The 24,422-nt window shown below is 72.4% G+C and carries 17 protein-coding genes and 1 pseudogene; 11 read left to right on the plus strand and 7 right to left on the minus strand.

Annotated features, from left to right (window positions below):
* Nucleotides 1-568 precede the first annotated feature (568 nt).
* Both OHA72_RS18645 and OHA72_RS18650 read right to left on the minus strand, forming a co-directional pair.
* The gene (locus OHA72_RS18645) at nt 569-2,302 is read right to left on the minus strand and encodes a DEDD exonuclease domain-containing protein (RefSeq protein ID WP_327009083.1); all 1,734 of its coding nucleotides are present in this window, start codon (nt 2,300-2,302) and stop codon (nt 569-571) included.
* 37 nt (nt 2,303-2,339) lie between these two features.
* Nucleotides 2,340-3,287, minus strand: a complete 948-nt coding sequence (locus tag OHA72_RS18650; RefSeq protein WP_327009084.1) for a GAF domain-containing sensor histidine kinase — start codon at nt 3,285-3,287, stop codon at nt 2,340-2,342.
* Between the two features lie 131 nt (nt 3,288-3,418).
* Between OHA72_RS18650 and OHA72_RS18655 the strand changes: the two genes are divergently transcribed.
* The 4 genes from OHA72_RS18655 (at nt 3,419) to OHA72_RS18670 (ending at nt 7,533) form a co-directional block, all read left to right on the plus strand.
* On the plus strand, nt 3,419-4,816 hold the full coding sequence (locus tag OHA72_RS18655; RefSeq protein ID WP_442788606.1) for an NYN domain-containing protein: 1,398 nt from the start codon (nt 3,419-3,421) through the stop codon (nt 4,814-4,816).
* A 71-nt stretch (nt 4,817-4,887) separates the two neighbouring features.
* Nucleotides 4,888-5,109 carry a hypothetical protein gene (locus OHA72_RS18660; protein WP_327009085.1) on the plus strand — a complete coding sequence of 74 codons (222 nt, stop codon included), beginning with the start codon at nt 4,888-4,890 and terminating at the stop codon, nt 5,107-5,109.
* A 31-nt stretch (nt 5,110-5,140) separates the two neighbouring features.
* Complete coding sequence (locus OHA72_RS18665) at nt 5,141-6,397, plus strand: M48 family metallopeptidase (RefSeq protein WP_327009086.1); 1,257 nt, start codon at nt 5,141-5,143, stop codon at nt 6,395-6,397.
* Nucleotides 6,394-7,533 (plus strand): glycosyltransferase family 4 protein, encoded by a 1,140-nt coding sequence (locus OHA72_RS18670; RefSeq protein ID WP_327009087.1) that lies wholly within the window; start codon nt 6,394-6,396, stop codon nt 7,531-7,533. The genes OHA72_RS18665 and OHA72_RS18670 overlap by 4 nt, the downstream gene beginning before the upstream one ends.
* 1,195 nt (nt 7,534-8,728) lie before the next feature.
* Here OHA72_RS18670 and OHA72_RS18675 read toward each other — a convergent pair.
* From OHA72_RS18675 to OHA72_RS18685, 3 genes are read right to left on the minus strand one after another with little or no spacing between them, the layout of a single operon-like run.
* Nucleotides 8,729-9,397: a response regulator transcription factor gene (locus OHA72_RS18675; protein WP_033362529.1), complete on the minus strand. Its 669-nt coding sequence runs from the start codon at nt 9,395-9,397 to the stop codon at nt 8,729-8,731.
* A gap of 32 nt (nt 9,398-9,429) precedes the next feature.
* Nucleotides 9,430-11,034, minus strand: coding sequence for a sensor histidine kinase (locus OHA72_RS18680; RefSeq protein ID WP_442788607.1), 1,605 nt, complete (start codon nt 11,032-11,034; stop codon nt 9,430-9,432).
* A gap of 31 nt (nt 11,035-11,065) precedes the next feature.
* Nucleotides 11,066-12,856, minus strand: coding sequence for an AMP-dependent synthetase/ligase (locus OHA72_RS18685; protein ID WP_327009088.1), 1,791 nt, complete (start codon nt 12,854-12,856; stop codon nt 11,066-11,068).
* Nucleotides 12,857-12,940: 84 nt separating this feature from the next.
* On the opposite strand from OHA72_RS18685, the gene OHA72_RS18690 reads away from it, so the two are divergent.
* The 6 genes and pseudogenes from OHA72_RS18690 (at nt 12,941) to OHA72_RS18715 (ending at nt 18,046) form a co-directional block, all read left to right on the plus strand.
* On the plus strand, nt 12,941-13,393 hold the full coding sequence (locus OHA72_RS18690; RefSeq protein WP_327009089.1) for an SRPBCC family protein: 453 nt from the start codon (nt 12,941-12,943) through the stop codon (nt 13,391-13,393).
* Nucleotides 13,390-13,782 (plus strand): hypothetical protein, encoded by a 393-nt coding sequence (locus tag OHA72_RS64695; RefSeq protein ID WP_442788608.1) that lies wholly within the window; start codon nt 13,390-13,392, stop codon nt 13,780-13,782. Before OHA72_RS18690 ends, OHA72_RS64695 begins: the two co-directional genes overlap by 4 nt.
* 26 nt (nt 13,783-13,808) lie before the next feature.
* A complete protein-coding gene (locus tag OHA72_RS18700) occupies nt 13,809-14,753 on the plus strand; it encodes an ROK family glucokinase (protein ID WP_327009090.1) in 945 nt (314 codons plus the stop codon).
* Nucleotides 14,750-15,424 (plus strand): endonuclease/exonuclease/phosphatase family protein, encoded by a 675-nt coding sequence (locus tag OHA72_RS18705; protein ID WP_327009091.1) that lies wholly within the window; start codon nt 14,750-14,752, stop codon nt 15,422-15,424. The genes OHA72_RS18700 and OHA72_RS18705 overlap by 4 nt, the downstream gene beginning before the upstream one ends.
* Nucleotides 15,425-15,837: 413 nt before the next feature.
* On the plus strand, nt 15,838-17,241 hold the full coding sequence (locus tag OHA72_RS18710) for a flavin-containing monooxygenase (RefSeq protein ID WP_327009092.1): 1,404 nt from the start codon (nt 15,838-15,840) through the stop codon (nt 17,239-17,241).
* 11 nt (nt 17,242-17,252) lie between these two features.
* Nucleotides 17,253-18,046 (plus strand): annotated as a pseudogene (locus OHA72_RS18715) (alpha/beta hydrolase).
* A 1,043-nt stretch (nt 18,047-19,089) separates the two neighbouring features.
* Here the strand turns inward: OHA72_RS18715 and OHA72_RS18720 are convergent.
* Nucleotides 19,090-19,923 (minus strand): DUF308 domain-containing protein, encoded by an 834-nt coding sequence (locus OHA72_RS18720; RefSeq protein ID WP_327009093.1) that lies wholly within the window; start codon nt 19,921-19,923, stop codon nt 19,090-19,092.
* A gap of 179 nt (nt 19,924-20,102) precedes the next feature.
* Here OHA72_RS18720 and OHA72_RS18725 point away from each other — a divergent pair, with 179 nt between their 5' ends.
* Nucleotides 20,103-20,807 (plus strand): lysophospholipid acyltransferase family protein, encoded by a 705-nt coding sequence (locus OHA72_RS18725; protein WP_327009094.1) that lies wholly within the window; start codon nt 20,103-20,105, stop codon nt 20,805-20,807.
* On the opposite strand, the gene OHA72_RS18730 is transcribed toward OHA72_RS18725, so the two are convergent.
* Entirely contained in the window at nt 20,794-24,378 is a 3,585-nt protein-coding gene (locus OHA72_RS18730; protein WP_327009095.1) for an AAA family ATPase, read from the minus strand. The genes OHA72_RS18725 and OHA72_RS18730 overlap by 14 nt on opposite strands.
* Between the last annotated feature and the right edge of the window lie 44 nt (nt 24,379-24,422).

A 24,422-nucleotide genomic window follows, 5' to 3' on the forward strand; every position in this document is an offset into this window, starting at 1 on the left:
GCCGGCGTCGGACTGGTCTGTGGAGGACCTGTCCACGTACGGCTGGTCGGCGCGTTGCCGCTCCTGCTGGAGCCTGCCCCGGGTGTTGCGGTCCGGGTGGTGGCGATCGGTCGGGTGGCCGGGCCGGCGCCGCCGGGTCGGTGCCTCCGGCGCGTTGATGGCCGCGGTCGGCAGCCCCCTCGGCCCGAGCAGCGCCTCGCCCACCGCGTCGAGCAGCTGATGGGCGTCCGCGGCGCCAGGCACGGGGGGCGGAGGCGACGCGCCGCCGATCGTGAAGCCCGTCGGCAACGTGTGCACGAAACCCGCGGGCTCGTTGGGCTTGCCCCCGGGCGCCAGTGGGTCCAACATGAACTCGCTGTGCGCGGACGCGGACCCGGAGTTGGCGCCACCGGCGCCGGTGACCGTGGAGGGGCCAGCATCCAGGGGCGCGCCGGACTGATGCAGACCGGGCTCCATGCGGCACCTCCTCACCGACGGGCCGGGCGGGCCTGGGTTTGGGTAGGTTCCAGCCTAGTTTCCCTCGTGGCATCCGATCGGTCATTTGAGTATGTGCGATCGTCCGATGTGCTTACCCCTCCAAGTCGATCCGGACCGACGCAGCGGCCTCCACGCGGGTGAGAAAAGGGCGCCAGCGACCGGCGCCCGTGGCCGGCGATGACCACCCCATGTCGGCCTTGACCAGCCGAGTCTCCGGTCGCTCGAGCCACGCGAGGATCCGCTCGGTCTCCTCGGGCGTCGCGCGGGGCGTCGGGCCGTGCCCGGGCTGGACGGTCTCAGCTGTGGCGAGAACCACATCGAGCGTCGGCTGTGGATGCACCCTAGGGGGTGACACGCCCGCCGCGGCGAGCCTGCCGTGGCGCACCACCGCGAGCTCCCAGCCACCCTTCGCGGACGGGCGGGCGGCGATCAGCTCGGGCAGGCTGGTCAGCGAGACGAGCCGCTGCATGCGGATCGCGGTGCGCAGGAACGCGATCATCCGGGTGCGGATCGTGGCCGCGTCCTCGAAGCGCTCCGCGGCCGACAGCGCCTCGATGCGGGTCATGAGCCCGCGCACGACGGCGCCGGGGTCGCCGGTCGTCGCGGTGCGGAAGGGCTCGGCGGCGGCGGTCTCATAGTCGCCGGGGGAGATCTGGTGCTCGCACGGCGCCGGGCAGCGGCCGAGCTCGGCGAGCGCGCAGGCGGGGGTCTTCGTGCGCAGGGACAGCTTGTGGGTGCACTGGCGGATCGGCAGCGCGTCATAGATGCCGGCGGCGGCGAGCTCGGCGCCGCGCCGGGAGCCGAACGGGCCGAGATATGCCGCGCCGTCCGGCTGCACGTCGCGCACGACCGACAGTCGTGGATAGGCCTCGGCGGTGAGCTTGAGCCACATGACCCGCTCGGGGAACTTGGACCGGCGGTTGTACGGCGGTTTGTGCGCGGCGATCAGCCGCAGCTCCCGGACCTCGGCCTCCAGGGAATGGGCGCAGAGGATCGCCTCGACCCGCTCCGCCGCGTTGATCATCTCGTCGATGCGGGCGCGTTTCTCGGCGGCGGTGAAGTAGCTGCGGACCCGGGTCGCGATCGACGAGCTGGTCCCGATGTAGAGCGGGCGGTCCTTGTGCCCTCGGAACACATAGACCCCGGGGGCGTCGGGCAGCCCCTCGGCGAGGTGCCGCTTGCGCCGCTGGGACGGGCTGACCGCCTTCACGAACTCGATCGTCTCGCCGATGGTGTGCACCTTGTGGCTGCCCAGCCGGGCGATGAGGCCGTGCAGCACGTCGACGGTGGCGCGCGCGTCGTCGAGGGCGCGGTGGATCGGCTGGGTGCTCGCGTGGAAGTGCCGGGCCAGGGTCGACAGCTTGTTGTTGGGCACCTCGTCGGCGACCAGGGCCCGCCGGGCGATCGCCGCGGTGTCCAGGACGATCGGCTTCGGCCACGCGTAGCCGTGCTTGGCGCAGGCGGCCTTGAGGAACCCGGTGTCATACGGCGCGTTGTGCGCCACGAGCACGGCACCGGCGGCGAACTCCAGGAACGCCGGCAGCACCGTGTCGATCGTCGGCGCCTCCACCAGCATCGACTCGGTGATGCCGGTCAGGACGGTGATGAACGCCGGCAGTCGCTCCTGCGGGTTGACCAGCGTGCCGAACTCGCCCAGGACCTCGCCGCCGCGGACCTTGACCGCGCCGATCTCGGTGATGCCGCCGCCGTCCGGCGCGCCGCCGGTCGTCTCCAGGTCGACCACCACGAACGTCGACGCGAAGAGCGTCGCCGCACGTGGGTCGTCGAACAGGGCATCGAGCGTTTCCTGGTGGTAGTCGGCCACGGGCGCACACTACGACCAGGGTGTGACAAAAAATCGTTCAGTGCGGCGGGAACCGCAGTTCGAACCGGACGTCCGGCGAGCCGAGCGGGGCGTTGGTGCGCACCACGGTCGAGCCGTGCGCCCGCAGGATCTCCGCCACGGCCCGCGGGACCAGCTCGTCGGCCTCCCGGGTGCCGTCCAGGTCGGCCTGCCATTCGGGGGCGATCGACCCGCCGGCGTGACTGATCTCGACCGTGGGTGCCGGCGCACCCAGCACCCGCACGGCGACCCGTCCACCCGCTGGAGCGACCTTCAGTGCCGAGAACACGACGTAGTCCAGGGCTCTTGACAGTCTGCCTGGATCCGCCTGTACCGAAGCAGCATCCGTCACACCGAGGGTGATGGCGATGTTGCGGGCGTCCGCGATCGGCCGCAACTCACGGATGCGGGCCTCGGTGAGGTACGTGAGATCCACCGACCGTGATTCCGGCTGCCCGTCCAGGACTGAGGCCACGACCAGGTGGCGCAGCTCCAACAGCTCTGTGACCTGCTTGGCGAGCGCGCGCAACGCCCGCATCTGGTCCAGGTTCAGCCGGTGCGGTGCGTGGTCGACCACGCAGAGCGTGCCCAGCGCCGCGCCCTCACTGGTCAGCAGGGGAGCGCCGGCGTAGAACCGGATGCCGTCCTCGGCCTGCACGTAAGGGTTGTCGGCGAACCTCGCGTCCTCGGTGGCGTCCGGCACGACCATCAGGTCGCGGCCCATGATCGCGTGGGCGCAGAACGCGACCTCCCGGGGCGTCTCGGTCGGGCCGTCCAGGCCGATCTTCGCCTTGAACCACTGGCGTTGGGTGTCGACCAGGGTGACCAGGGAGATCGGCGCGCCGCAGATCTCGGATGCGATCCGGACGATGTCGTCGAAATCGGTCTCCGGAGGAGTGTCGAGGACCGCCAGCCCTCGTAGCGTCGAGATCCGCTCCGCTTCGTTCTCGGGTACCGGCGGCTGCATATCGGTGCCTCCTCGCTGGCATACCCCAATCGGGTGAAATAAGGATATGTCAGCTTTTAGCCTTTCGAGGGAAGCCGGCGGTGCTGGAGACCATCCGGGGCGAATCTGGTCGACAATGCGACACTGGAGTGATGCCCGCGCACGACGCTCCCGACGACCTCGACGACGAGGCCGCGGTGATGTCTGCGCCCGGGGAGGTGGACCTGCCGGACTCCGACGGCGGGATCGAGCCGGTGCTGCCCGAGATCATCCGCCAGCGGGTCATCTCCCTCGCCGCCGGCGCCATGACCGGCCTGCCCCTCGACGAGCTGCCGATGCCGCTGCGGCGGGTCGCGAAGTTCGCGCCGAACCGGCGCGCCCGCCTCGGTGGACCCGTCATCGCGATGCAGTTGTCCGGCGATCCCCTGCTGCGCCAGCGCCTCGCCACCAGGGTGGTCAACGACGCCGGTGACCTGGGCGCCTCCATCCTGGAAGGGCTCGCGCCACCCGCCGCCGACCCCGTCGAGGTCGCCGCGCTGGCGTACCTGGCCCGGCCCGACGGCTGGCGCGACATGGTCGAGCGGGCCACCGACACCGTCCGCGCCGAGGCGCAGGGCGCCGCTGCGTCCGAGCGGATCCGCGACGTCGAGCAGCGCCTCGCCCGCGCCGAGCACGACCGAGCCGTCGCCCGGGTCGAGGCCGACAAGCTCCGCGACGAGCTGGCCAGGCTCCGCGACGAGACGTCCGGCCTGCGCGAGGAGGTCCGCTCGCTGGGCAAGGCGCTGCGGGAGAGCCAGGCCAAGGAGCGCAAGGCGACGGAGATGCTCGCCAGCGAGAAGGGCCGCGCCACCCGGGCCACCGCCGACCACGACGCCGAGCTGCGCCGCATGCGCGCCAAGCTCGCCGAGGCGGAGACCGCGGCCGGCGCCCAGCGGCAGAGCGCCAAGGACGCACGGGCCGTCGACGACGCCCGGCTGTGGCTGCTGCTGGAGACGATCGGGCAGGCCGCCGTGGGACTGCGCCGCGAGCTGGCGCTCGACCCCACCGACCGGCTCCCGGCGGACTTCGTCGCCGACCACGACGCCGACCGGCCGGAGAACGCCACCGGCGCCGGATCGGCCCGCGCCCTGGACGCCGACGACCCCGCCCGGCTCGACCAGCTGCTGAGCCTGCCGAAGGCACACATGATCGTCGATGGGTACAACGTCACCAAGAAGGGCTACGGCGAGCTCTCCCTCGAACAGCAGCGCAACCGCCTGGTCGCCGGGGTCGGCGGCCTGGTCGCGCAGACCAGGGCCGAGGTGACCGTCGTCTTCGACGGCGCCGAACGGGTCGTCGGGCTGCCACCCGCACCACGCGGCGTGCGGGTGCTGTTCTCGAAGAAGGGCGAGACCGCCGACGAGCTGATCCGGCGCCTGGTCAGGGCGGAGCCCGCGGGCCGGCCGATCGTGGTGATCTCCTCCGACAAGGAGGTCATCGACGGCGTCCGGCGCCACGGCGCGTATCCGCTGGGCAATGACACCCTGCTGCGCCGCCTGTCGCGGTCCTGACCTGCGGAAACTCATTTTTGTCATACCCCCCGCTTACCGTGGAGCTACGGACGGTCAACGGAGGAGGAGCAATGCTCGTCGACTGCGAGACCTGCTCAGTGCGCGGCACCGCCTGCGGCGGTTGCGTGGTGACCCTGCTGCTGGACACCCCGCCCGCGCTGCACCAGCTCGGCGCCGCCGAGGTCCGCGCGATCGAGGTGTTCGAGCGCGCCGGGTTCGACGTCACCGTGCTCGACCCCACGCACGTCGAGGCGGCGGCACCACGCCGGTCGAGGCGGCACCGCGCCGCATAAGCTTGCGGAGTTTCTCACCAGGAGGTGCGGCGTGACCCCTCGCGCATGGGCGGCGATCACCCTCGCGGTGCTGCTCGTCGCGGTGGTGGTGGTCGCGGTGCTGCGGGTGCCCTGGTCGGCGCCGCCGGCCCCGCGCACCGACCAGCTCGCCGCGCTCGACACGCTGCCCGCCGACGCGGTCGCCCGCGGCCGGGCGTTCCACGCGGCGCTGCGCCCCGGCACCTACCTGTCCATCGCGCTCGGCCTCATCGTCGCGCTCCTGCTCGGGCTGACCCCGGCCGGCGCGTGGATCGTCGAGCAGGTGTCCCGGCCGTTCGGCGGCCACTGGCTGGCCCGCGCGCTGCTCGGCGGCCTCGCGGTCGTCTTCATCGGCGAGATCGTGGCGCTGCCCCTCGCCGCGTGGCGCCAGTCCATCCTGCGCCGCTATGGGCTCTCGACGCAGGACTGGTCCGGCTGGACCGTCGACATGCTCAAGGGCTACGCCGTCGGCGCCGTGATCGGCGCGGTCGCGCTCGTCGGCTTCTTCACCGTCACGCACTTCGCGCCGCGCTGGTGGTGGGCGTGGGGAGCGGTCGGTGCGGCCCTGCTCACGGTGCTGCTGTCGTTCGTCTTCCCGGTCCTGGTCGAGCCGGTGTTCAACAAGTTCACCCCGATGCCCGACGGCGAGCAGCGGACCCGGCTGATGGCCCTCGCGGCGCGCGACGGCGTCCCCGTCCGTGACGTGCTCGTCGCCGACGCGTCCCGCCGCACCCGCGCCGTCAACGCGTATGTGTCCGGCCTCGGCCCGACCCGGCGCATCGTCGTCTACGACACCCTGCTCGAAAAGGCGCCCCAGGAGGAGGTCGAGTCGGTCGTCGCGCACGAGCTCGGCCACGCCAAGGACGGCGACGTGTTCACCGGCACCCTGATCGGCGCGTTCGGCGCGGCCGCCGCCGTGTGCGCCCTCTACCTGCTCGGCTCGTGGGGCGCCCTGCTGCGCCGCGCCGGCGTCGACGCGATCGGCGAGCCCCGCGCGGTCGCCCTGCTGGTCGCCGTCGCCACCGTGGCGGGCCTGCTCGCCGGGCCCGCACAGGCGTTCGTGTCCCGGCGCGTCGAGGCCCGTGCCGACCGGCACGCCCTGCAGCTCACCGGCGACCCGGCCGGCTTCGAAGCCATGCAGGGCCGGCTCTCCCTGGTCAACCTCGGCGATCCCGACCCGAATCCGGTCGAGCAGTTCCTGTTCGGGTCCCACCCGACCGCCGTGGAGCGGATGGCGGAGGCGCGGGCCTGGGCGCGGGGCGAGCGATGACCACCCTGCTCATCACCAACGACTTCCCGCCCCGCCCCGGCGGCATTCAGCAGTTCGTGCACAACCTCGCCGTGCGCCAGCCCGCCGGCTCGGTCGTCGTCTACGCCTCGACGTTCCGCGACGCCGAGAAGTTCGACGCGGAGCAGCCCTTCGAGGTGATACGAGCACCGACCGGCATGCTCCTGCCCACCCCCGGCGCCGCCCGGCGCGCCGCCGAGCTCGCCCGCGCCCACGGCTGCGACAGCGTCTGGTTCGGCGCCGCCGCCCCGCTCGGCCTGCTCGCCGACGGCCTGCGCCGCCGCGCCGGGGTCGAGCGGGTCGTCGCCCTCACCCACGGCCACGAGGTCGGCTGGGCCGCTCTGCCGGGCGCCCGGACGCTGCTGCGGCGCATCGGCCGCGGCGCCGACGTCGTCACCTACCTCGGCGAATACACCCGCAGCCGGCTCGCCCGGGTCCTCGACGGTCACACGTCCCTGCAGCGGCTCGCCCCCGGTGTCGACGTCGACGCGTATTCACCCCAGGTCGACCGCCACCTCGTCCGCGCCCGCCACCACCTCACCGACCGCCCGGTCATCGTGTGCGTGTCCCGCCTCGTGCCCCGCAAGGGCCAGGACGTGCTGATCCGGGCGCTGCCCCTGATCCACCGCGCGGTCCCCGACGCCGCCCTGCTGATGGTCAGCGGCGGCCCCTACCGCGCCACCCTCGAGCGCCTCGCCCGGGAGACCGGCGTCGAACGCGACGTCGTGTTCACCGGCGCCGTCTCCTGGGCCGAGCTGCCCGCCCACTACGCCGCCGGCGATGTCTTCGCCATGCCCTGCCGCACCCGCCGCCGCGGCCTCGACGTCGAAGGCCTCGGCATCGTGTATCTCGAAGCCTCCGCCACCGGCCTGCCCGTCGTCGCCGGCGACTCGGGCGGCGCCCCCGACGCAGTCCGCGAGGGTGAGACCGGCTTCGTCGTCCCCGGCCGCGACGTGCCCGCCGTCGCCGACCACCTCACCACCCTCCTGCTCGACCGCGCCCTCGCCACCCGGATGGGCGCCGCGGGGCGCGCGTGGGTCGAGTCGGACTGGCGCTGGGAAACCCAGGCCGACCGCCTCCGCACCCTGCTCACCACGCCCCCGCCCCCGAACCCCTGACCCCTCTGGCCCAGGCGAAGGCCCAGGTTCGGGTCGGGCGGGTTCGGGCCGGGTTCGGGTCGGGGTCGGGTTCCGAGCCTGGTGGACCCGAGTCTCGCGTCCGAGTCCGTGTTGCGCCGGGTCCGTGTTGCACCGGGTCCGCGATCAGCTGATGTTCGACCGTGCCTGATGTTCGGAGACGGGCGCCTCGACGCTTGTGCACGGACTGCCTGGAGCGGCTCCGCTCCGCTCGGGTCGGGTCGGGTCCGAACCTGGCCGACCCGAGTCTCGCGCCCGGTCTGTGTTGCGTCCGGTCGGTGTCGCGCGCCCGGTCCGCGTCCGCTCTTCCCGCGCCAGGGTGTGATCCAGCTGATGTTCGACCGTGTCTGCTGCTCGGGGACGAGCGCCTCGACGCGGCGGTGTCGTCGCCATGATCGATGGTTCGACGGCACCACCCGGGCCAGGATCGCCTTGCGTCACGCGTTCAAGGCGTGGCGGCTGGGCTGAGTGCCGGCCCGGTGCGCGCGGGCCGCCGCCGTGATCACGGAACGTCGGTGGCGCCCAGGCCCGTGAAGTCTGTGATCACGGAGAGGTGGCCGGGTCGGCGGCGGCACCGCACGGCAGGCAGCGATTCTCGCCGGAGGGTCGCCCGCCAGGCAGCCAGGATCACTTTGCGCCAGGCGTTCAGGCGTGGACGCTGGGCTGAGTGCAGGCCCGGTGCGCGCGGGCCGTTTGCTGTGATCACGGAGAGTTGGCCGGGCCGGTGGCGGCATCACATGTCAGGCGGCCGGGATCACCTTGCGTCAGGCGTTCAAAGCGTGGCGGCTGGGCTGAGTGCCGGCCCGGTGCGCACGGGCCCGTCGCTGTGATCGCGGAACTCCGATGGCACCCCGGCCCCGTGAAGCTCCGTGATCACGGAGAGGTGGCCGGGCCGGCGGGCGCCGTCCACCCCGTGGAGTGCCGTGGGTCCGAGGATCAGCGAACCGCGACGCCCGGGTAAAGGCGCCACCACAGCATCAGTGCCATTTTTTTGCAAGCGCCCGATCGGGGGAATATTCAGCGCCGTCGCGGGCGAACATTTCCCCGCATTTCACCGGTGGCGCGACCGGGGTCAATGCCGCGCGCAGGGCCACCGGGCAGGTCGCGGAGTGGAGAAACGACAGGCTGGCCGTTCTGGGGGTTGGGGGCAGATCGGCCAGCGCCTATCGAAAGGGGGTCAGAACTTCGGGGCGTCGGGGGCTTCGAGCAGGCCGAGGCGCAGTGCGGTCATGAGGGCCTGGGCGCGGTTCGCGGCGCCGAGCTTCTCGTACAGCTTCGAGATGTGTGTCTTCGCGGTGGACTCGGAGACGAACAATTGCTTGGCGATGCCGGCGACGCTCATGCCGTCGGCGAGCAGGCGCAGCACCTGACCCTCGCGGGGGGACAGCTGCGGGCCGCTGGGGGCGAGCCGGCGCTTCATCGCCTCGGCCAGGTCGGCTGCCGTGAATGCCGAAGGGGCGGAGGCCGCGTGGCGGGCCGCCGCGACGACCTCGTCGGCGGGTGCGGTCTTCGGCACGAACGCGGACGCGCCGGCCTCGAGGGCGCCGAAGAGCTGGTCGTCCCCGGCGTACATGGTCAGCACGACGATGCCCATGGTGTTGCTGGTCTTGCGCAGCGCCCTGGTCGCCTCCAGGCCGCTGCCGTCGGGGAGGCGGAGGTCCATGATGACCACGTCGGGCTGGAGCGCGCCGGCCTGGCGGATCGCCTCGGCGGCCGTCGCGGCCTCGCCCACCACCTCGAACTGGCGGTCACGCTCGAAGGCGTGCCGCAGGCCTCTGCGGATGAGATCGTGGTCGTCGACGAGCAGAACTTTGGTGCGTGTCGTCGGCGTCGCGGTAGTCGACATTCCCGGTGCTCTCTCCCTCTGGTGCCTTCACGCTACCGCGCACGCGGTGCGGTTCCGAGCACAACCGCCACTGTTGTCCCATTCGGCACGCGCGGTGTGATCTCCAACCGGCCTCGGATACGTTCCGCTCTCTCGGCCATGATCGCAAGACCATAGCGTCCGTCAGGGCGGTTCTTACCTATGCCGCTTCCATCGTCGGAGATTTCTACCTGTGCGAACGGTGGATCGACCGCGCACGTTACCCAAAGATTCTCCGCGCCGGCGTGTTTCCGCGCGTTCGTGATGGCTTCCTGGGCAATGCGCAGCAGTTCCGCCTCGACCGCGGCGGGCAGCCGGGCGGTGGTTTCGTCGAGCGAAAGATGGACGCGCAGGCCGGCGGAGGCGCCGACGGTGCGGGCGTAGTCGGCGATCGCGGCGGTGAGCCCGCCGTACCGGTCGACCTCGCTGCGCAGCTCGAACAGCGACAGCCGCAGCTCGGTGATGACGCGGGTGACCTCGGCGCGCAGGATGCGCAGCTCCTCCTCGGCGGCGGTGGCGTCCGGCAGCGCGGCGACCGCGTTGTCGATGCCGTAGCCGACCATGACGAGCTCCTGCGCGACGCCGTCATGGATCTCGCGGGCGAGCCGCTGCCGCTCCTCGGTGGTGGCCAGGGAGCGGACCTCGTCGAACAGCAGCGCGGCCTCCAGGCGCAGCGCGGCGGCGCCGGTCAGGCCGGTGACCCGGGCGAGGACCGGCGGCGGGTACGCCCCGGCACTGTCACTCTCCAGAACGATCAGCCCGACGGTGCGTACCCCGGCGACGAGGGGCACCACCATCGAGGAGATGTCACGGCTCGGCGCGACCGACCGGGCCTGCGAGCGGCCGGACACGACCGGCTGCTGGGTGGCCCACGCGTCGGCGACGGAGCTCTCGGTGTCCAGGGCGGTCTCCCAGTCCAGGCGCTCCACGCCGGCCTGGGCGAGCACGACGAGCCGGCCGCCGCCGCTGCCGGACAGCACCGCGCCCCGGGAGGACGGGACCATGGCCCGGACCTCGTCGAGGAGATGCTCGGCGAGGCCGCCGGGGTCCAGGGTGGCGCCGGGCAGCTGCCGGGCGACGCTGCGCAGCTGGGTGAGCAGGCGGGTGGCCTCCACGTACGGCTGGGGGGTCTCGTCGGTGCGCCGCGCCAGCAGGGCCCGCTGCAGGATGGCCGCCTGGTAGGCGCCGGCCCCGGCCAGGACCAGCCACTGCAGGCAGGTGCCCAGGTAGCCGCGGTCGGACAGGAGCCCCTCCGATGCCCCGCCGGCGGCAAGGACGACGGCCGCGAGCCCCAGCAGGAGGCCGGCGACGCGCCGCCCGCCGGCGAGCACCGCGCCGATGACCGGCACCGGCAGGAAGACCAGGAAGTTGTCGTCGGCGGTCGAGGCGGCGAGGGTGACGACGAGGACCTCGGCGGCGCGGCCGAGCTGCGCGACCCGGTGCGTGGGCGGCGCGACCGTGGCGATCGCCACGGCGACCAGCAGCAGGGCGAGCCACAGCAGCTCGGCCGTGTGCATGCCGTCGATGAGCAGGAGTGTCGCGACGAGCGCGAGCATCAGGACACGAACCGCGATCACGGCGCCTCGTGGGCGGTCGCCCAGCACCGTCAGCTCGGTCAACGAATGGCCCTCCCTACCGTAGGTGACAGCATCAGCGCTCGTAGATGGCGGCGATGTCGCCGGCGTACTCCTTCAGGACCACGTTCCGCTTCACCTTCAACGACGGAGTGAGTGTTCCGGTCGCTTCGGTGAAGTCCTGCGGCAGGATTCGGAAGACCTTGATCGCCTCGGCCTTCGACACGGCGGTGTTGGCCTCGTCGATCGCCTTCTGGATCTCGGCGCGCAGCTCGGCGTCGTCGACCAGGGCGGCGGCGTCGGTGCCCGGCGCCCTGCCGTGCGCCTCGACCCAGGCCGGCAGCGCGTCGGGGTCGATGGTGACCAGCGCGGCGATGAACGGCTGCCGGTCCCCGACCACCATGCACTGGCTCACGAGGGGGTGGGCGCGGACCCGGTCCTCGAGCACGGCCGGGGCCACGTTCTTGCCGCCGGCGGTGACGATGAGCTCCTTCTTGCGCCCGGTGATGCGCAGATACCCGTCGTCGTCGAGCTCGCCGATGTCGCCGGTGTGGAACCAGCCGTCGCCGTCGATCGCCTCGGCGGTGGCGGCGGGGTTGTTCCAGTACCCCTTGAAGACGATGTCGCCCTGCACGAGGATCTCGCCGTCGTCGTCGATGCGGATCGTGACGCCGGGCAGCGGGCGGCCGACGGAGCCCATCCGGGCGCCGGTGTCGCGGTTGGCGTTGGTCGCGGGGGAGGTCTCGGTCAGCCCGTACCCCTCGAAGATGGTGACGCCGATGCCGCGGTAGAAGTGTGCGAGCCGCTCGCCGAGGGGCGCGCCGCCGGAGATCGCCCGGGAGCACTGCCCGCCGAGCGCGGCGCGCAGCTTGCCGTAGACGAGCCGGTCGAACAGTGCGTGCTGGACCTTCAGCAGCGCGCCGGGCCGCTCCGCCGAGGACCAGGCGATCGCCACCTGCTCCGCCCGGTCGAAGATCGCGCCCTTGCCGTCGGCGTGCGCCCGCTGCTTCGCGGTGTTGTACACCTTCTCGAACACCCGCGGCACCGACAGCACGAACGTGGGCCTGAAGCTCTGCAGCGTCGCCGCCAGGTTCTTGGTGTCCGCGGTGTGCCCCATGGTGGCGCGGGCCTGCACGACGCCGATCTGGATCAGCCGGGCGAAGGAGTGCGCCAGGGGCAGGAACAGCAGCGTGCGGGCGCCCTGGTGGAACAGCGACTGCAGCTCCGGGATCGCGTTGACGATGTCGGACAGCATGTTGCGGTGCGTGATCATGCAGCCCTTGGGGCGGCCGGTGGTGCCACTGGTGTAGATGATCGTGGCTAGGTCGTCGGCGCGGGTCTCGGCGCGGCGGCGCTCCACGTCCTCGCGGGGGACGGCGGCACCGTCGGCGCCGAGCACGTCCACCGCGCCGGGCGTGCCGTCGATCTGCCACAGGTGGGCGACGGCCGGCAGCCGGTCGCGGATGGCCGACACCGTGTCGCGGTGCGTGTCGGTCTCGATGAAGCAGGCGACCGCGCCGGAGTCCTCGAGGATCCAGGCGACCTGCTCGGGGCTGGACGTCTCGTAGATCGGCACGGTGACGGCGCCCACGGACCAGATCGCGTAGTCGATCAGGGTCCACTCGTAGCGCGTCTTGCTCATCAGCGCGACCCGCTCGCCCGGCTCGATCCCGGCCGCGAGGAGTCCCCGGGCGAGGGTGACGACCTGCTCGTGGAACTGGCCGCAGGTGACGTCCTGCCAGACGTCGCCGGCCTGGCGCTGGAACTGCACCGCGTCCGGCGCCGTGACCGCGTTGTCCCACACCGGGTCGGTCAGCGTGGCGTGATCGCCGACGGTGACCGCCGGGGGCACGGTGAACTCGCGCACGTGCGACTCCTTCTTCCAACCGTATTCGCCGAAACTACCCTGCCGACGGATCGCCAGGTACACCGCAGAGGTAGCCTGCCACGCATGGCCGACACTTCGACGCAGTCGATCGTCATTGACGCGCCCCCGGAGCGCATCGCCGAGGTCATCGCCGACTTCGCCCGATACCCTGAGTGGGTGGCGGCCGTGAAGTCGGTCAAGGTGATCGAGGAGTATGAGGACGGCTACGCGAGTCAGGTCAGCTTCGTGCTGGACTCGGGCCCGGTCTCCGACGAATACACCCTGCGATACGAATACGCGGAGGACCTGACCCGGATCGAGTGGAGCCTGGTCGCGCCGTCGAAGATGCAGAAGCAGCAGGAAGGCTCCTACGACATTACCGCCAACGCGGACGGGACCTCCACGGTGACCTATTCCCTCGCGGTGGAGCTGGCGATCGGCATGCTCGGCATGTTCAAGCGCAAGGCCGAGAAAATGATCATGGACACCGCGCTGAAGGAGCTCAAGCGCCGCGTCGAGGCCGGGGCGCCGGCGTGACCCGCGACCCGCGCGAGGAGGCCGAACGCCTCGTCGCCACCGCCCTCGCCGCCCTGTCGGTCGCCGCGAACAGCACCGCCGGGTTCGCCACCGGCTCCGCCGAGTGCTGCGTGTGCCCGGTCTGCAAGGCCATCGCCGCCGCCCGCGACCCCGACCCCGACTTCGCCGAGCGCCTTGCCACCGGCGTCGGCGACCTCGCCGTCGGCCTGGCCGGCGTGCTGCGAGCCTTCGGAAGCCCGGAAGCCGGAAGAGGCCGGGCAGAGGAAACCCGTACACCAGAACCGCCGGAACCGGAAGACGTTTGGCAACACGCCACCACGGAGACACCGATGTCGCCGAAACCGATGGCCAAGAAGGCCGTCAAGCCCAAGATTGATCCCGAGGCATAGCGCCTGTACGAGAGGAGACGGCCGCGGTGGGGTTGACCATCGGAGTCGACATCGGTGGAACGAAGGTGCTCGGCGGCGTCGTCGACTCGGCGGGTGACGTCCTCGCGCAGACCCGGCGTGACACGCCGGCGCAGGACCCGGCGCGGACGGCGGACCGGATCATCGAGGTGATCAAGGAGCTGGCCGAGGGGCACCCGATCGACGCGGTCGGCATCGGCGCGGCGGGCTGGATCGACGCGACGCGTTCGATCGTGCAGTTCGCACCCAACCTGGCCTGGCGCAACGAGCCGCTGCGCGACAAGATCACCGCCGCGGTCGGCCTGCCGGTCGTGGTGGAGAACGACGGCAACGCCGCGACCTGGGCGGAGTTCCAGTTCGGCGCCGCCCGCGACGCCGACAACTCGATGGTGCTGTTCACCGTCGGCACCGGCATCGGCAGCGGCATCGTCATCAACGGCAGCCTGATCCGCGGCACCAACGGCATCGCCGCCGAGCTCGGCCACATGATGATGGTCCCCGGCGGCCACCCCTGCGGCTGCGGCCGGCACGGCTGCCTGGAGCAGTACGCCAGCGGCAACGCCCTCGTCCGCTTCGCCAAGGCCGACGCACGGGACAGGCCGGAGCTCGCCGAGCAGCTCCTCGGCCTCGTCGGCGGCGACGTCGAGGCGATCAAGGGCCACGCCGTCACCCAGGCCGCCCGCCTCGGCGACACCGTCGCGATCGGCGCCTTCGAGCAGATCGGCCGCTGGCTCGGCGTCGCCCTCGCCGACATCGTGCAGATCCTCGACCCGCAGGTCATCGTCGTCGGCGGCGGTGTCATCGACGCCGGCGACCTGCTCATGAAGCCGGCCCGCGCCAGCTACGAGGACCAGCTCGCCCAGCGCGGCAGGCTGCCCGTCGCCGAGGTCCGCCCCGCACTCATGGGCAACCTCGCGGGAGTGGTCGGAGCCGCCGACCTGGCACGCGTATGACCAAGCTCCGGGTGCTGTCCTACAACCTGCACAGCCTGCGGGACGACCGCCGCGCGCTCGCGCAGGTGGTGCGGGAGATCGCGCCCGACGTGGCGATCCTGCAGGAGGCACCCCGCCGGTTCCGGTGGCGGCAGAAGTCGGCCGACCTGGCCCGCGACTTCGAGCTCGTCGTCGCCGGCGGCGGGCTGCCGGCGCTGGGCAACCTGATCCTGACCAACCTGCGGGTCCGCGCGTTCGGCGGGTTCGACATCCGCTATCCGCTGACGCCCGGCCGGCACATGCGGGGCGCCGCGTTCGTGCGCTGCAAGGTCGGCCGGTCCACGTTCGCCGTGGCCGGCTCGCACCTGTCCACCGACGCGACCGAGCGCCCCGACCAGGCCGCCGTGCTCAAACAGCACCTGTCGGAGCTGCAGGAGCCGGTCGTCTTCGCCGCCGACCTCAACGAGAACTCCGGCGGCGCCGCCTGGCGGACCCTCGCCGACGGCCTGGTCGACAGCGCCGGCGCCGACGAACGCCACACCTACCCGTGCACCGCCCCCCGCGAACGCCTCGACGTCGTCTTCGTCGACCCGCGCATCACCGTGCTGTCCTACGAGGTCGTCGACACCCCGGCCGCCCGCCTCGCGAGCGACCACTTCCCGGTGGTCGTCGAGCTCGACCTGCCCGACTGAGGCCGCGGCCGGCCCGCTGCCCGACCGGGTCGCGGCCGGCCTGCGGAGCCTGGGCCGCCGTGGTTCGTGGTCCTTCCTGCTCCGGTCCGTCGTGGGCACGCGCCGTCGCTCCCGTCAGCCACCGGTCGGCCGTGAACGGCCTCCCTGCCACCTCCGCGCACAGTTGCGCGGCCGCGACCTCCGGCCGCGACAAGCCCGCGGCCGTGGACGGCCGCGACACGACCTGCGGTCGTGACAGGCCCGCGGCCGTGGACGGCCGCGACACGACCTGCGGTCGTGACAGGCCCGCGGCCGCGACACGACCTGCGGTCGTGACAAGCCCGGCGCCGCGACGTGCGGGACTGGACAAAACAGCGCCGAGCGGACGAGGATCTGGCCGCGAAAGCACGAGCGGCATTTGGGAGACGACGCGGGTGACAAGCTTCGACGAACTGGCCGGCGGCGCGACCCACTGGCGTGACGGCGAGCCCGTCTACGACCGCGGCGACACCGTCTGCGTGATCGGCGCCGGCGGCACCGGCCTCGCCGCGATCAAGAACCTCCGCGAGGCGGGCTTCGGCGTCGACTGCTACGAGCGCGAGACCGGCGTCGGCGGCGGGTGGAACTGGCGGCACGACCGCAGCCCCGTCTACTCCAGCACGCACCTGATCTCCTCGAAGCCGTTCACCCAGTTCCCCGACTTCCCGATGCCGGACGACTGGCCCGACTACCCGCACCACTCGCAGCTGCTGGCGTACTTCGAGCGGTACGCCGACCACTTCTCGCTGCGTGAGCACATCTGGTTCGGCACCGACGTGGCCAGGGTCGAGCCCGCCGACGACCCCGACGGCGGCCCGCCGCGCTGGGACGTCACGGTCCGGGGCTCCCGCGGCGGGGCGCCACGCACGATGCGCTACGCCGCCGTCGTGGCCGCCAACGGGCACAACTGGTCGCCGAAGATGCCCGAGTACGAGGGGCTCGCCGAGTTCCGCGGCAAGGTGATCCACGCCAGCCAGTACAAGGACGCGGCCCAGCTGCGCGGGCGCAAGGTGCTCGTCGTCGGCGCCGGCAACAGCGGCTGCGACATCGCGGTCGAGGCGGCCCAGCAGGCGGCGAAGTGCTGGCACTCGACCCGCCGCGGCTACTGGTACGCACCCAAGTACGCCCTCGGCAAACCCGCCGACCAGGTCAACGACCGGATCCTGGCGATGCGGCTGCCGTTCCGGCTGCGCCAGTGGCTGCTGCAGCGCACGATCGCGATGACGGTCGGCGACCTGACCCGCTTCGGCCTGAAGGCACCCGACCACGGGCTGCTCGAGATGCACCCGCTGGTCAACAGCCAGCTGCCGTACTACCTCGGCCACGGCGGCATCACCCCGCTGCCGGACATCAAGCGCTTCGAACGCACCGAGGTCGTCCTGTCCGACGGCCGCACCGTCGAGCCGGACCTGGTCGTGTTCGCCACCGGGTACCTGCCGAACTTCGACTTCCTCGCCCCTGAGCTGCTGTCGACCGACGCGTCGGGCCGCCCGCGGCTGGCGCTGCAGATGCTGTCGCGCACCCACCCGACCCTCGCCGTCGCGGGGCTGCTGCAACCCGACTCGGGCGTGTTCACGCTCTCGCACTGGCAGACCGTGTTCATCGCCCAGTGGCTGCGGGTCCTGGACGCCTCACCGGCCAAGGCGCAGGCGCTGTGGGCCAAGATGCGCCAGGACGGTGACCGCCGCTTCACCGCCGGCAAGGTCACCGACTCGACCCGGCACTGGTTCGAGGTGAGCCACTTCGTGTACCTGCAGGAGCTGGAGAAGTCCCTGCACGAACTGGAGGCGGTCCGTTGACCACCCGAGTGATGCGCTCCGACGAGTGGTCCTCCCCGCCGAAGCCCGTCCAGCGCGAGGTGCTCATCGAGCAGCCCGACTCGCCGCAGGACCGGCCCCCGGTGCTGTTCGTCCCCGGGTACGGCCACGGCGCCTGGGCCTACGCCCAGCACTGGCTCGAGCACGCCGCCCGCCGGGGCTTCCCCGCCTCCGCGATGAGCCTGCGCGGCCACGGCGGCAGCGGCGCCGACCCCGCCGCCCGCCTGCGCGACCACGTCCACGACGTCACCCAGGTCGCCGCCGGCCTGCCCAAGCAGGCGGTCCTCGTCGGCCACGGCACCGGCGCCCTCATCGTCGCGATGGCCCTCGCGAGGTACCCGGCCCGCGCCGGCGTCCTCGTCGCCCCCTCTTCGGCGGCGTCAGCACCGCCCTCGGCCTGCTGCGCCGCAACCCCGCCGGCACGCTGCCCGGCCTGTTCGGCGGCCGCGTCACGCTGCGCCCGGCGCAGCTGTTCAGCCGCTCGCTGCCGGCGAAGGAGGCCCAGTCCTATACCGCCCGCCTCCAGCGCGTCCCGGCCGGCGCACAGCGGCAGCTGATCCGCCGGCAGGAGCCGGAAACCCCGGTCGGCGCCCCGCCGGTCCTCGTCGCCGGCAGCCCCGACGACCGCATCGTGTCGGCATCCGCCCTGGAGTGGGTCGCGCGCCGCTACGGCGGCTCCCCGCTGCTCTTCCCCGGCATGGGCCACGACCTGATGCTCGACGCCCGCTGGCAGGAACCCATCGACGCCATCCTGGACTGGCTGGAAAAACCCAGCTACGTGGGTTGAGCGGGCCGGGCTTGCCGGGCCAGCGGACAGGCCTGACGTCCGACGGGACATCAGGGTCGATATCGCGGCTTTTGTCCGGCGCCGCACGGCTGAGTGATCGTCGGGGCCCGGACAGGTGATCTTGCGGTCGTGATCGAAGGACGGCGGTGGTCGTCCTGGCGGCCAGGGCCGTCCTTTGATCTACAGGCGGGGTGGAGATCGCGGCGGTTCGGCGCGGGCGGCCTGCGCGCCGAAGTGTTCGTGCTGGTGGGTGGGCGGGTTCGGGGCTGGCGGGCGGACGGATGGTCTTGCGGTCGTGATCGAAGGACGGCGGTGGTCGTTCCGGCGGCCAGGATTTGCCTTCGATCAAGCGGGCGGGGTGAAGATCGCCGCCTGAAGCGTGACGTTCCCGGCCCAGTCTTCGAAGCTGTTCGCTGCGGGGAGGTCTCGGAGGATCGCGCCTTCTCCGCGCAGGGTGGATCTTGCACGGCGGGTGTGGGTTCAGGTGGCAGACGATCTTGCGGTCGTGATCGAAGGACGGCGGTGGTCGTCCTGGCGGCCAGGGCCGTCCTTTGATCTACAGGCGGGGTGGAGATCACGGCGGTCCGGCGCGGGCGGCCTGCGCGCCGAGGTGTTCGTGCTGGTGGGTGGCGGGCGCGGGTTGGCGGACGGACGGTCTTGCGGCCGTGATCCAAGGATGGCGGTGGTCGTTCCGGCGGCCAGGATTTGTCTTCGATCAAGCGGGCGGGGTGAAGATCGCCGCCTGAAGCGTGGGCGCTCCCGGTCCAGTCATCGAAGCTGGTCACTGCGGGGAGGTCTCGGAGGATTGTGCCGTCTCCGTGCAGAGCGGATCTTGCAGGGCGTGCGTGGGTTCAGGGGGAGACGATCTTGCGGTCGTGATCGAAGGACGGCGGTGGTCGTCTCAGCGACCGCTGGTGTCCTTCGATCACGCGGGTGGGGTGAAGATCGCCGTCCGGGGCGTGCTCCGCTGCAACAGACGCCGCGTCGTAGATGGCTCAGCGCGGCGGTGGCTCAGCGCGGCGGTGGGGCCGAGCGGCGCGGCGCTACACGCGGGCGCCGTTGTCGGGGTCGTCGTCCTCCTCGTCGCCGGGGCGCAGGCGCAGGATCAGCGTCACGAAGCCGCTCAGCAGCATCGCGAAGCCCAGGAACAGCGTCGACTGCGGCCCGAAGACCGGCAGCAGGTCGGGCCAGATCAGCAGCATCAGCCCGCCGACCAGGCCGATGACCGCCAGGAGCGTCGACGGCGCGATCCGTGGCAGCGGCGGCGGGGGAGGGGGCGTGTAGCCGGCCTCGTCGTCCTCGTCGTCGGGCAGGTCGGCGCCGAACGTGTCCAGGCCCTCCAGCAGCGACCGGTCGACGGCGTCGGAGGCGCGCCGCAGCGGCGTGCGGGGTGCCGGCTCGGTGTCCATGTCGGCGGCGGCGGAGCCGGACGAGTCGAGGTCCTCGGCGGCGGGCCAGGGCGCGCTGGTCGGATCGACGGTGGTGTGGAAGCCGGCGATGATGCTGGCGAACGTCTCGTCGTCCGATTTGCGGCTCGTCTTGGCCTCCGGGGCGGGGGTCGCCTTGGCCGGCTGGGGTGCCTCGGCGGGTGGGGTGTGCTGCTCGGGCACGGCGGTGAGCTGGCTGAGATAGTCGCGGGCCGTTGCGAGATGGTCACGATCAGCGTAGAGCCGGTCGGTGGGTCTGGCGGGCAGTGTCGTGGTGCGCGTCACCGGGTGCAGATCGGTGGCAGGCTGGAGGTATGCCGCGATCCCGCCGGCCGCCAGGACGTCCAGCAGATGCTCACCGACCCGAGGGTCGACGTCTCCGACGACCGCATACTCCTGCGCCACCAGGCCGTTGTCGCGCCGGCCGCGCCGCGCCCCACCCCCTGGCACCGCCTGCCCCTCCCCGCGGCCGACACCGCGACGACCGGGTCCGCCGCGAAAATACCGCTGACCGAAATCCTGACATGCGCAGTGGTGCTTCCGGGAGTGCGTTGTGGTGTGCCGAACTGGTTCGTAGGCTCTTTGCGACGGTCATCACCGATTGTCGGCAGATCTTGGAAGGTTGAGCGGTGCTCTACTGGTTCCTCAAGTACATCGTCCTCGGGCCTGTGCTGAAGCTCATCTTCCGCCCCAAGGTGGAGGGACTGGAGCATGTCCCCGCCGAGGGGCCCGTGATCATCGCCAGCAACCACCTGTCGTTCGCGGACTCGATCTTCATGCCGCTGAGCGTCAAACGCCGGGTCACCTTTCCCGCGAAAGCGGAGTATTTCACCGGGAAGGGGATCAAGGGCCGGCTCGTGAAGCTCTTCATGTCCGGGACCGGGCAGATCCCGATCGACCGCTCCGGCGGCAAGGCGGCCAGGGCCGCCCTGGAGGTCGGGCTCAAGATCCTGCGGGCCGGCGGCGTCTTCGGCATCTACCCGGAGGGCACCCGGTCCCCGGACGGGCGGCTCTACCGGGGCAAGACGGGCGTGGCGCGCCTCGCCCTGGAGTCCGGGGCCGTCGTGGTGCCGGTCGCGATGATGAACATGGACAAGGTCCAGCCGATCGGGCAGCGCCTGCCCAACCTGAAGCGCGTGCACATCCGCTTCGGCCCGGCGCTGGACTTCTCCCGCTACGCCGGGATGGCCGGCGACCGGTTCATCGAGCGGGCGGTCACCGACGAGATCATGTATGAGCTGATGACGCTGTCGGGCCGCGAGTACATCGACATGTACGCCCAGAAGGTGAAGAGCACCCCCGAACCGGCCAAGGCGGAACCTATAGCGGCGTAGGCGGCAGCTCGGCGAGGGTCAGCAGCAGCGGCGCCCCGGCCTGGGTGGCGAAGGCGACCAGCTCGCTGCGCCACGGCTCGAGCCGGTCGGCGGAGGAGGGGCCCAGCCGGCCGAGCGCCTGCACCGCCCAGGTCAGCGACAGGATGCGGGCGGAGGCGTTGGGGATCTCGCCGTAGAGCTCCGCGGCGGCCAGGTGCATGTCGGCGGCCCGGGCGAAGTCGCCGTCGACGAAGGCGATCGCCCCGGTGATGGTCCGCATCGCCGCCTCGACCCAGGGGGTGCGGTGCGGCACGTCGGCGAGCATGTCGCGGATCGCCATCATCGCGACCCGGCCGGCGAGGACGGCGGCGTGCGCGGTCGCGTCGATCCACTCGCCGCTGGCGATGGCCCGCACCTCGCGCCAGGTCTTGGCGAGCTCGACGATGAGCGCCTCCGCGTCGCGCTCCCGGCCCTGCAGGGCACGGCAGAGGGCACCGTGGCCCAGGACGGTCCACTGGAGGCGGTAGAAGCCGCTGCGCCGCCCGGCGGCGACGAGGTCCTCGATCTCCTCCGGGTTGACGAGGGGCTCGCCGCGCAGGATCTTCATCCAGGCGTGGGCGCCGCGCACCTGCAGGTCCCACTCCGACGCGGGGGCGCGTTCGGCCACGTCGATCAGGGTGGCCCAGTCGCCGGTGAAGTACGCGACCTGCGCGACGTTGGAGTAGCCGGTCGCGAGGGTGTGGCTGCCGGGGACGGTGTGGCGGGTGCTCTCGTACATCGCCGCCGATGCGGTCCAGTCGCCGTCCTCGAGCAGCGCCCACGCCACGTTGCGCATGGCCCGGTGCTCCGACAGCAGCCGCCGCTCCCGGCACACCTCCAGGGCGGCCTGCAGCTCGACCAGGCCGGAGCGGTCGCCGGCCTGGAACAGCGCGGTGCCGATGGTGATCCGGGCGCTGGTGGCGACCTCGATCAGGCCGAGACGGTCGGCGATCTCCGCGGCGGCGCTGGCCGCGGCCACCGCCGGCTCGACCTCGAAGTTGGACATGTGCAGCCGGCCGAGCTCCGCGTAGGCGTCGGCCTTCTGCGGCGCGTCCGGCAGCTCGTCGAACAGCTCCACGGCCCGGTCCAGGCAGGACAGCGCGCCGAGCCGGTCGGCGCGCAGCCACGCGGCCTGGCCGCGGATGGTCCAGGCCCGGGCGGCGCTGGCCTGCTCGCCGGCCGCGTACAGCCGCTCGGCCAGCTCGGCGAGCTGGTCGGTGCCGCCGGTGCCGAGGAAGGACTCCGGGTCGGCGTAGAAGGCGATCTCGGTCCCGAGGAGCGCGATGCGCAGCCACTCGCCCTGCTCGGTGGTGTCGTCGCAGAGGGCAAGCGCCTTGCCGGCGTGCGCCGCGGCCGCGTCCAGGGCGTGCAGCGCGTAGGTGCGGCGGGCCGCCCGGTGCAGCGCGTCGCGCGCGGGCACGCTGTACCGCGGTGCGTCCAGCCCGAGCGAGCCGGCGATCTCGTAGGCGGTGTAGCGGTGGTTGGCGACCACCTCGGCGAGGTCGGTGTCGCGGTCGGCGGCGACGCTGTCGAGCCAGGCGGCGGTCAGTTCGTGCCGGGCGACCCGCTCGGTGCGGGGGAGCCGCTGGTAGCACACGTCACGGACGAGGACGTGGCCGAAGCGGTACTCCGTCTGCCCCTCCATGGTGGAGGCGGCCTGCTCGTGGATCAGGTCGCGCTGCTCCAGCCGGCGCAGCGAACGCTCGATGCCGTCGGCGGGGCGGCTCATGGCGGCGGCGACCGCGCCCGGCCAGAAGTTCATCCCGACCACGGCGGCGGCCTGCAGTACCGCCCGATCCGCCGCTTCGAGCAGGTCGACCCGGTTGGCGATGACGGCGTGGACGCTGTCGGGCATCGGCAGCACCCGGCTCAGCGCGTCGGAGGTGCGCAGGTTGCCCTGCTCGGCGAGCATGCGGGTGTACTCGAGCGCGTACAGCGGGTTGCCGTCGGCGAGCTCGACGAGGGAGTTCAGCGAGTGGCCGGGGAACGCCGCCTGGCCCAGCAGGTGCGCATACATGGTGGCGATCTCGGCGTCGCGCAGCGGCGGCAGCGTGATGGTGACCGACCCCGCGATCGCGCCGGCCCAGCTCGCGTTGCGCTCCAGGAACTCCGGCCGGGCCGTGGACAGCAGCAGCAGCGGCACGTCGCGCACCGAGGCGCCCAGGCGCTCCACGAAGCGCACCATCGACTCGTCGGCCCAGTGCAGGTCCTCGAAGACCAGGACGGTGGGGCGGTGCGCGGCGAGGGCGACCACGAAGCGCCGCCACGCGGACTCGGTCTCGTCCGGGGCGAGCTTCGGCCCGGGCAGGCCGACGAGGGGGCTGAGCGCGTCGGAGAGCCGCTCGGCCTCCGACGGGGTGACGATCACGCTGAGCGCGGTGTCCAGGCGTTCCCGGGCCGTCTCGGCGGTGTCGGTGTCCAGGATGCCGGCCTGCGCCTTGACGATGTCGGCGAGCGCGGCGTAGGTCACGTTCTCCCCGAACGGCGGGCAGCGCCCGGTGCGCCACGCGACCGGCGCGTCGAAGAGCCGCTCGGCGTGCAGGAACAGCTCGTGCACCAGGCGGCTCTTGCCGATCCCGGCGTGGCCGATGACGGTGACGAGCTGCGGGGTGCGCTCGCGCAGCCCCCGGTGCAGGGCGTTGACCAGCAGGCTCAGCTCGTGGGTGCGGTTGACCAGCGGGGTGGAGCCGGCCTCCCGGTCGGGGTGGTTGCGCCGCAGCGGTGCCAGGGCCAGCCACACCTCGGTCGGGGTGGAGCGCCCGCGCAGCGTCGCCGGTGGCTGCGCCTCGTAGCGGATCGAGGACTTCGTCAGCGCGTACGTGCTGCCGCAGACGAGGACCCCGCCGGGCGGTGCGAGGGACTGCAGCCGGGAGGCGGTGTTGACCACGTCGCCGGCGACGATCGCCTGGCCGCCGTCGCGGGCCGCGGCCACGTCGACCAGGGCCTCACCGGTCGCGACGCCGACGCGGAAGCGCAGCGCGCGCTCGCCTTCGCCGGTGCTGGCGTACCGCGCCAGGACCCGCTGCAGCTCCAGGCCGGCCCGCACGCAGCGCACCGCGTCGGTCTCGGTGGCCACCGGCGCGCCGAAGAGGGCCATCACGGCGTCGCCGATGTACTTCTCGACCACCCCGCCGTACTGGCCGATGACCTCGCGGGCGGTGGAGAAGAAGCCCTTCTGCAGCTCGCGGACCAGCTCCGGGTCGGCGCGCTCGACGTAGGGCGTGAAGTCGATCAGGTCGACGAACAGCACGCTGATGCGGCGGCGGTCCTCGCTGCGGGTGGCGGGGATCGGCACCGTGGCGCGACCCATGTGACCACCGCCACGGTCGGACCGGCTCCGCCCGCCGCCGGCGGACCCTGACGAGGCGCGGGGGGTGCCGCAGCCGGTGCAGAACGACGCGTCCCGGCCCAGCGAGCGCCCGCAGGTCGCGCAGGCAGGGCTCAGCTCGGCGCCGCATCCACCGCAGAAGCGGTCGCCGTCGCCCGACTGGCGGCCGCAGCGTGCGCACTGACTGGAAATCGCCGACACTCCCTGACTCAGGTCCCCGCACATCCTCACATGCCGGGAACCCCACCGGCCACCGCGTTGCGCTCCGC

The sequence above is a fragment of the Dactylosporangium sp. NBC_01737 genome (assembly GCF_035963215.1).
GTDB lineage: Bacteria > Actinomycetota > Actinomycetes > Mycobacteriales > Micromonosporaceae > Dactylosporangium.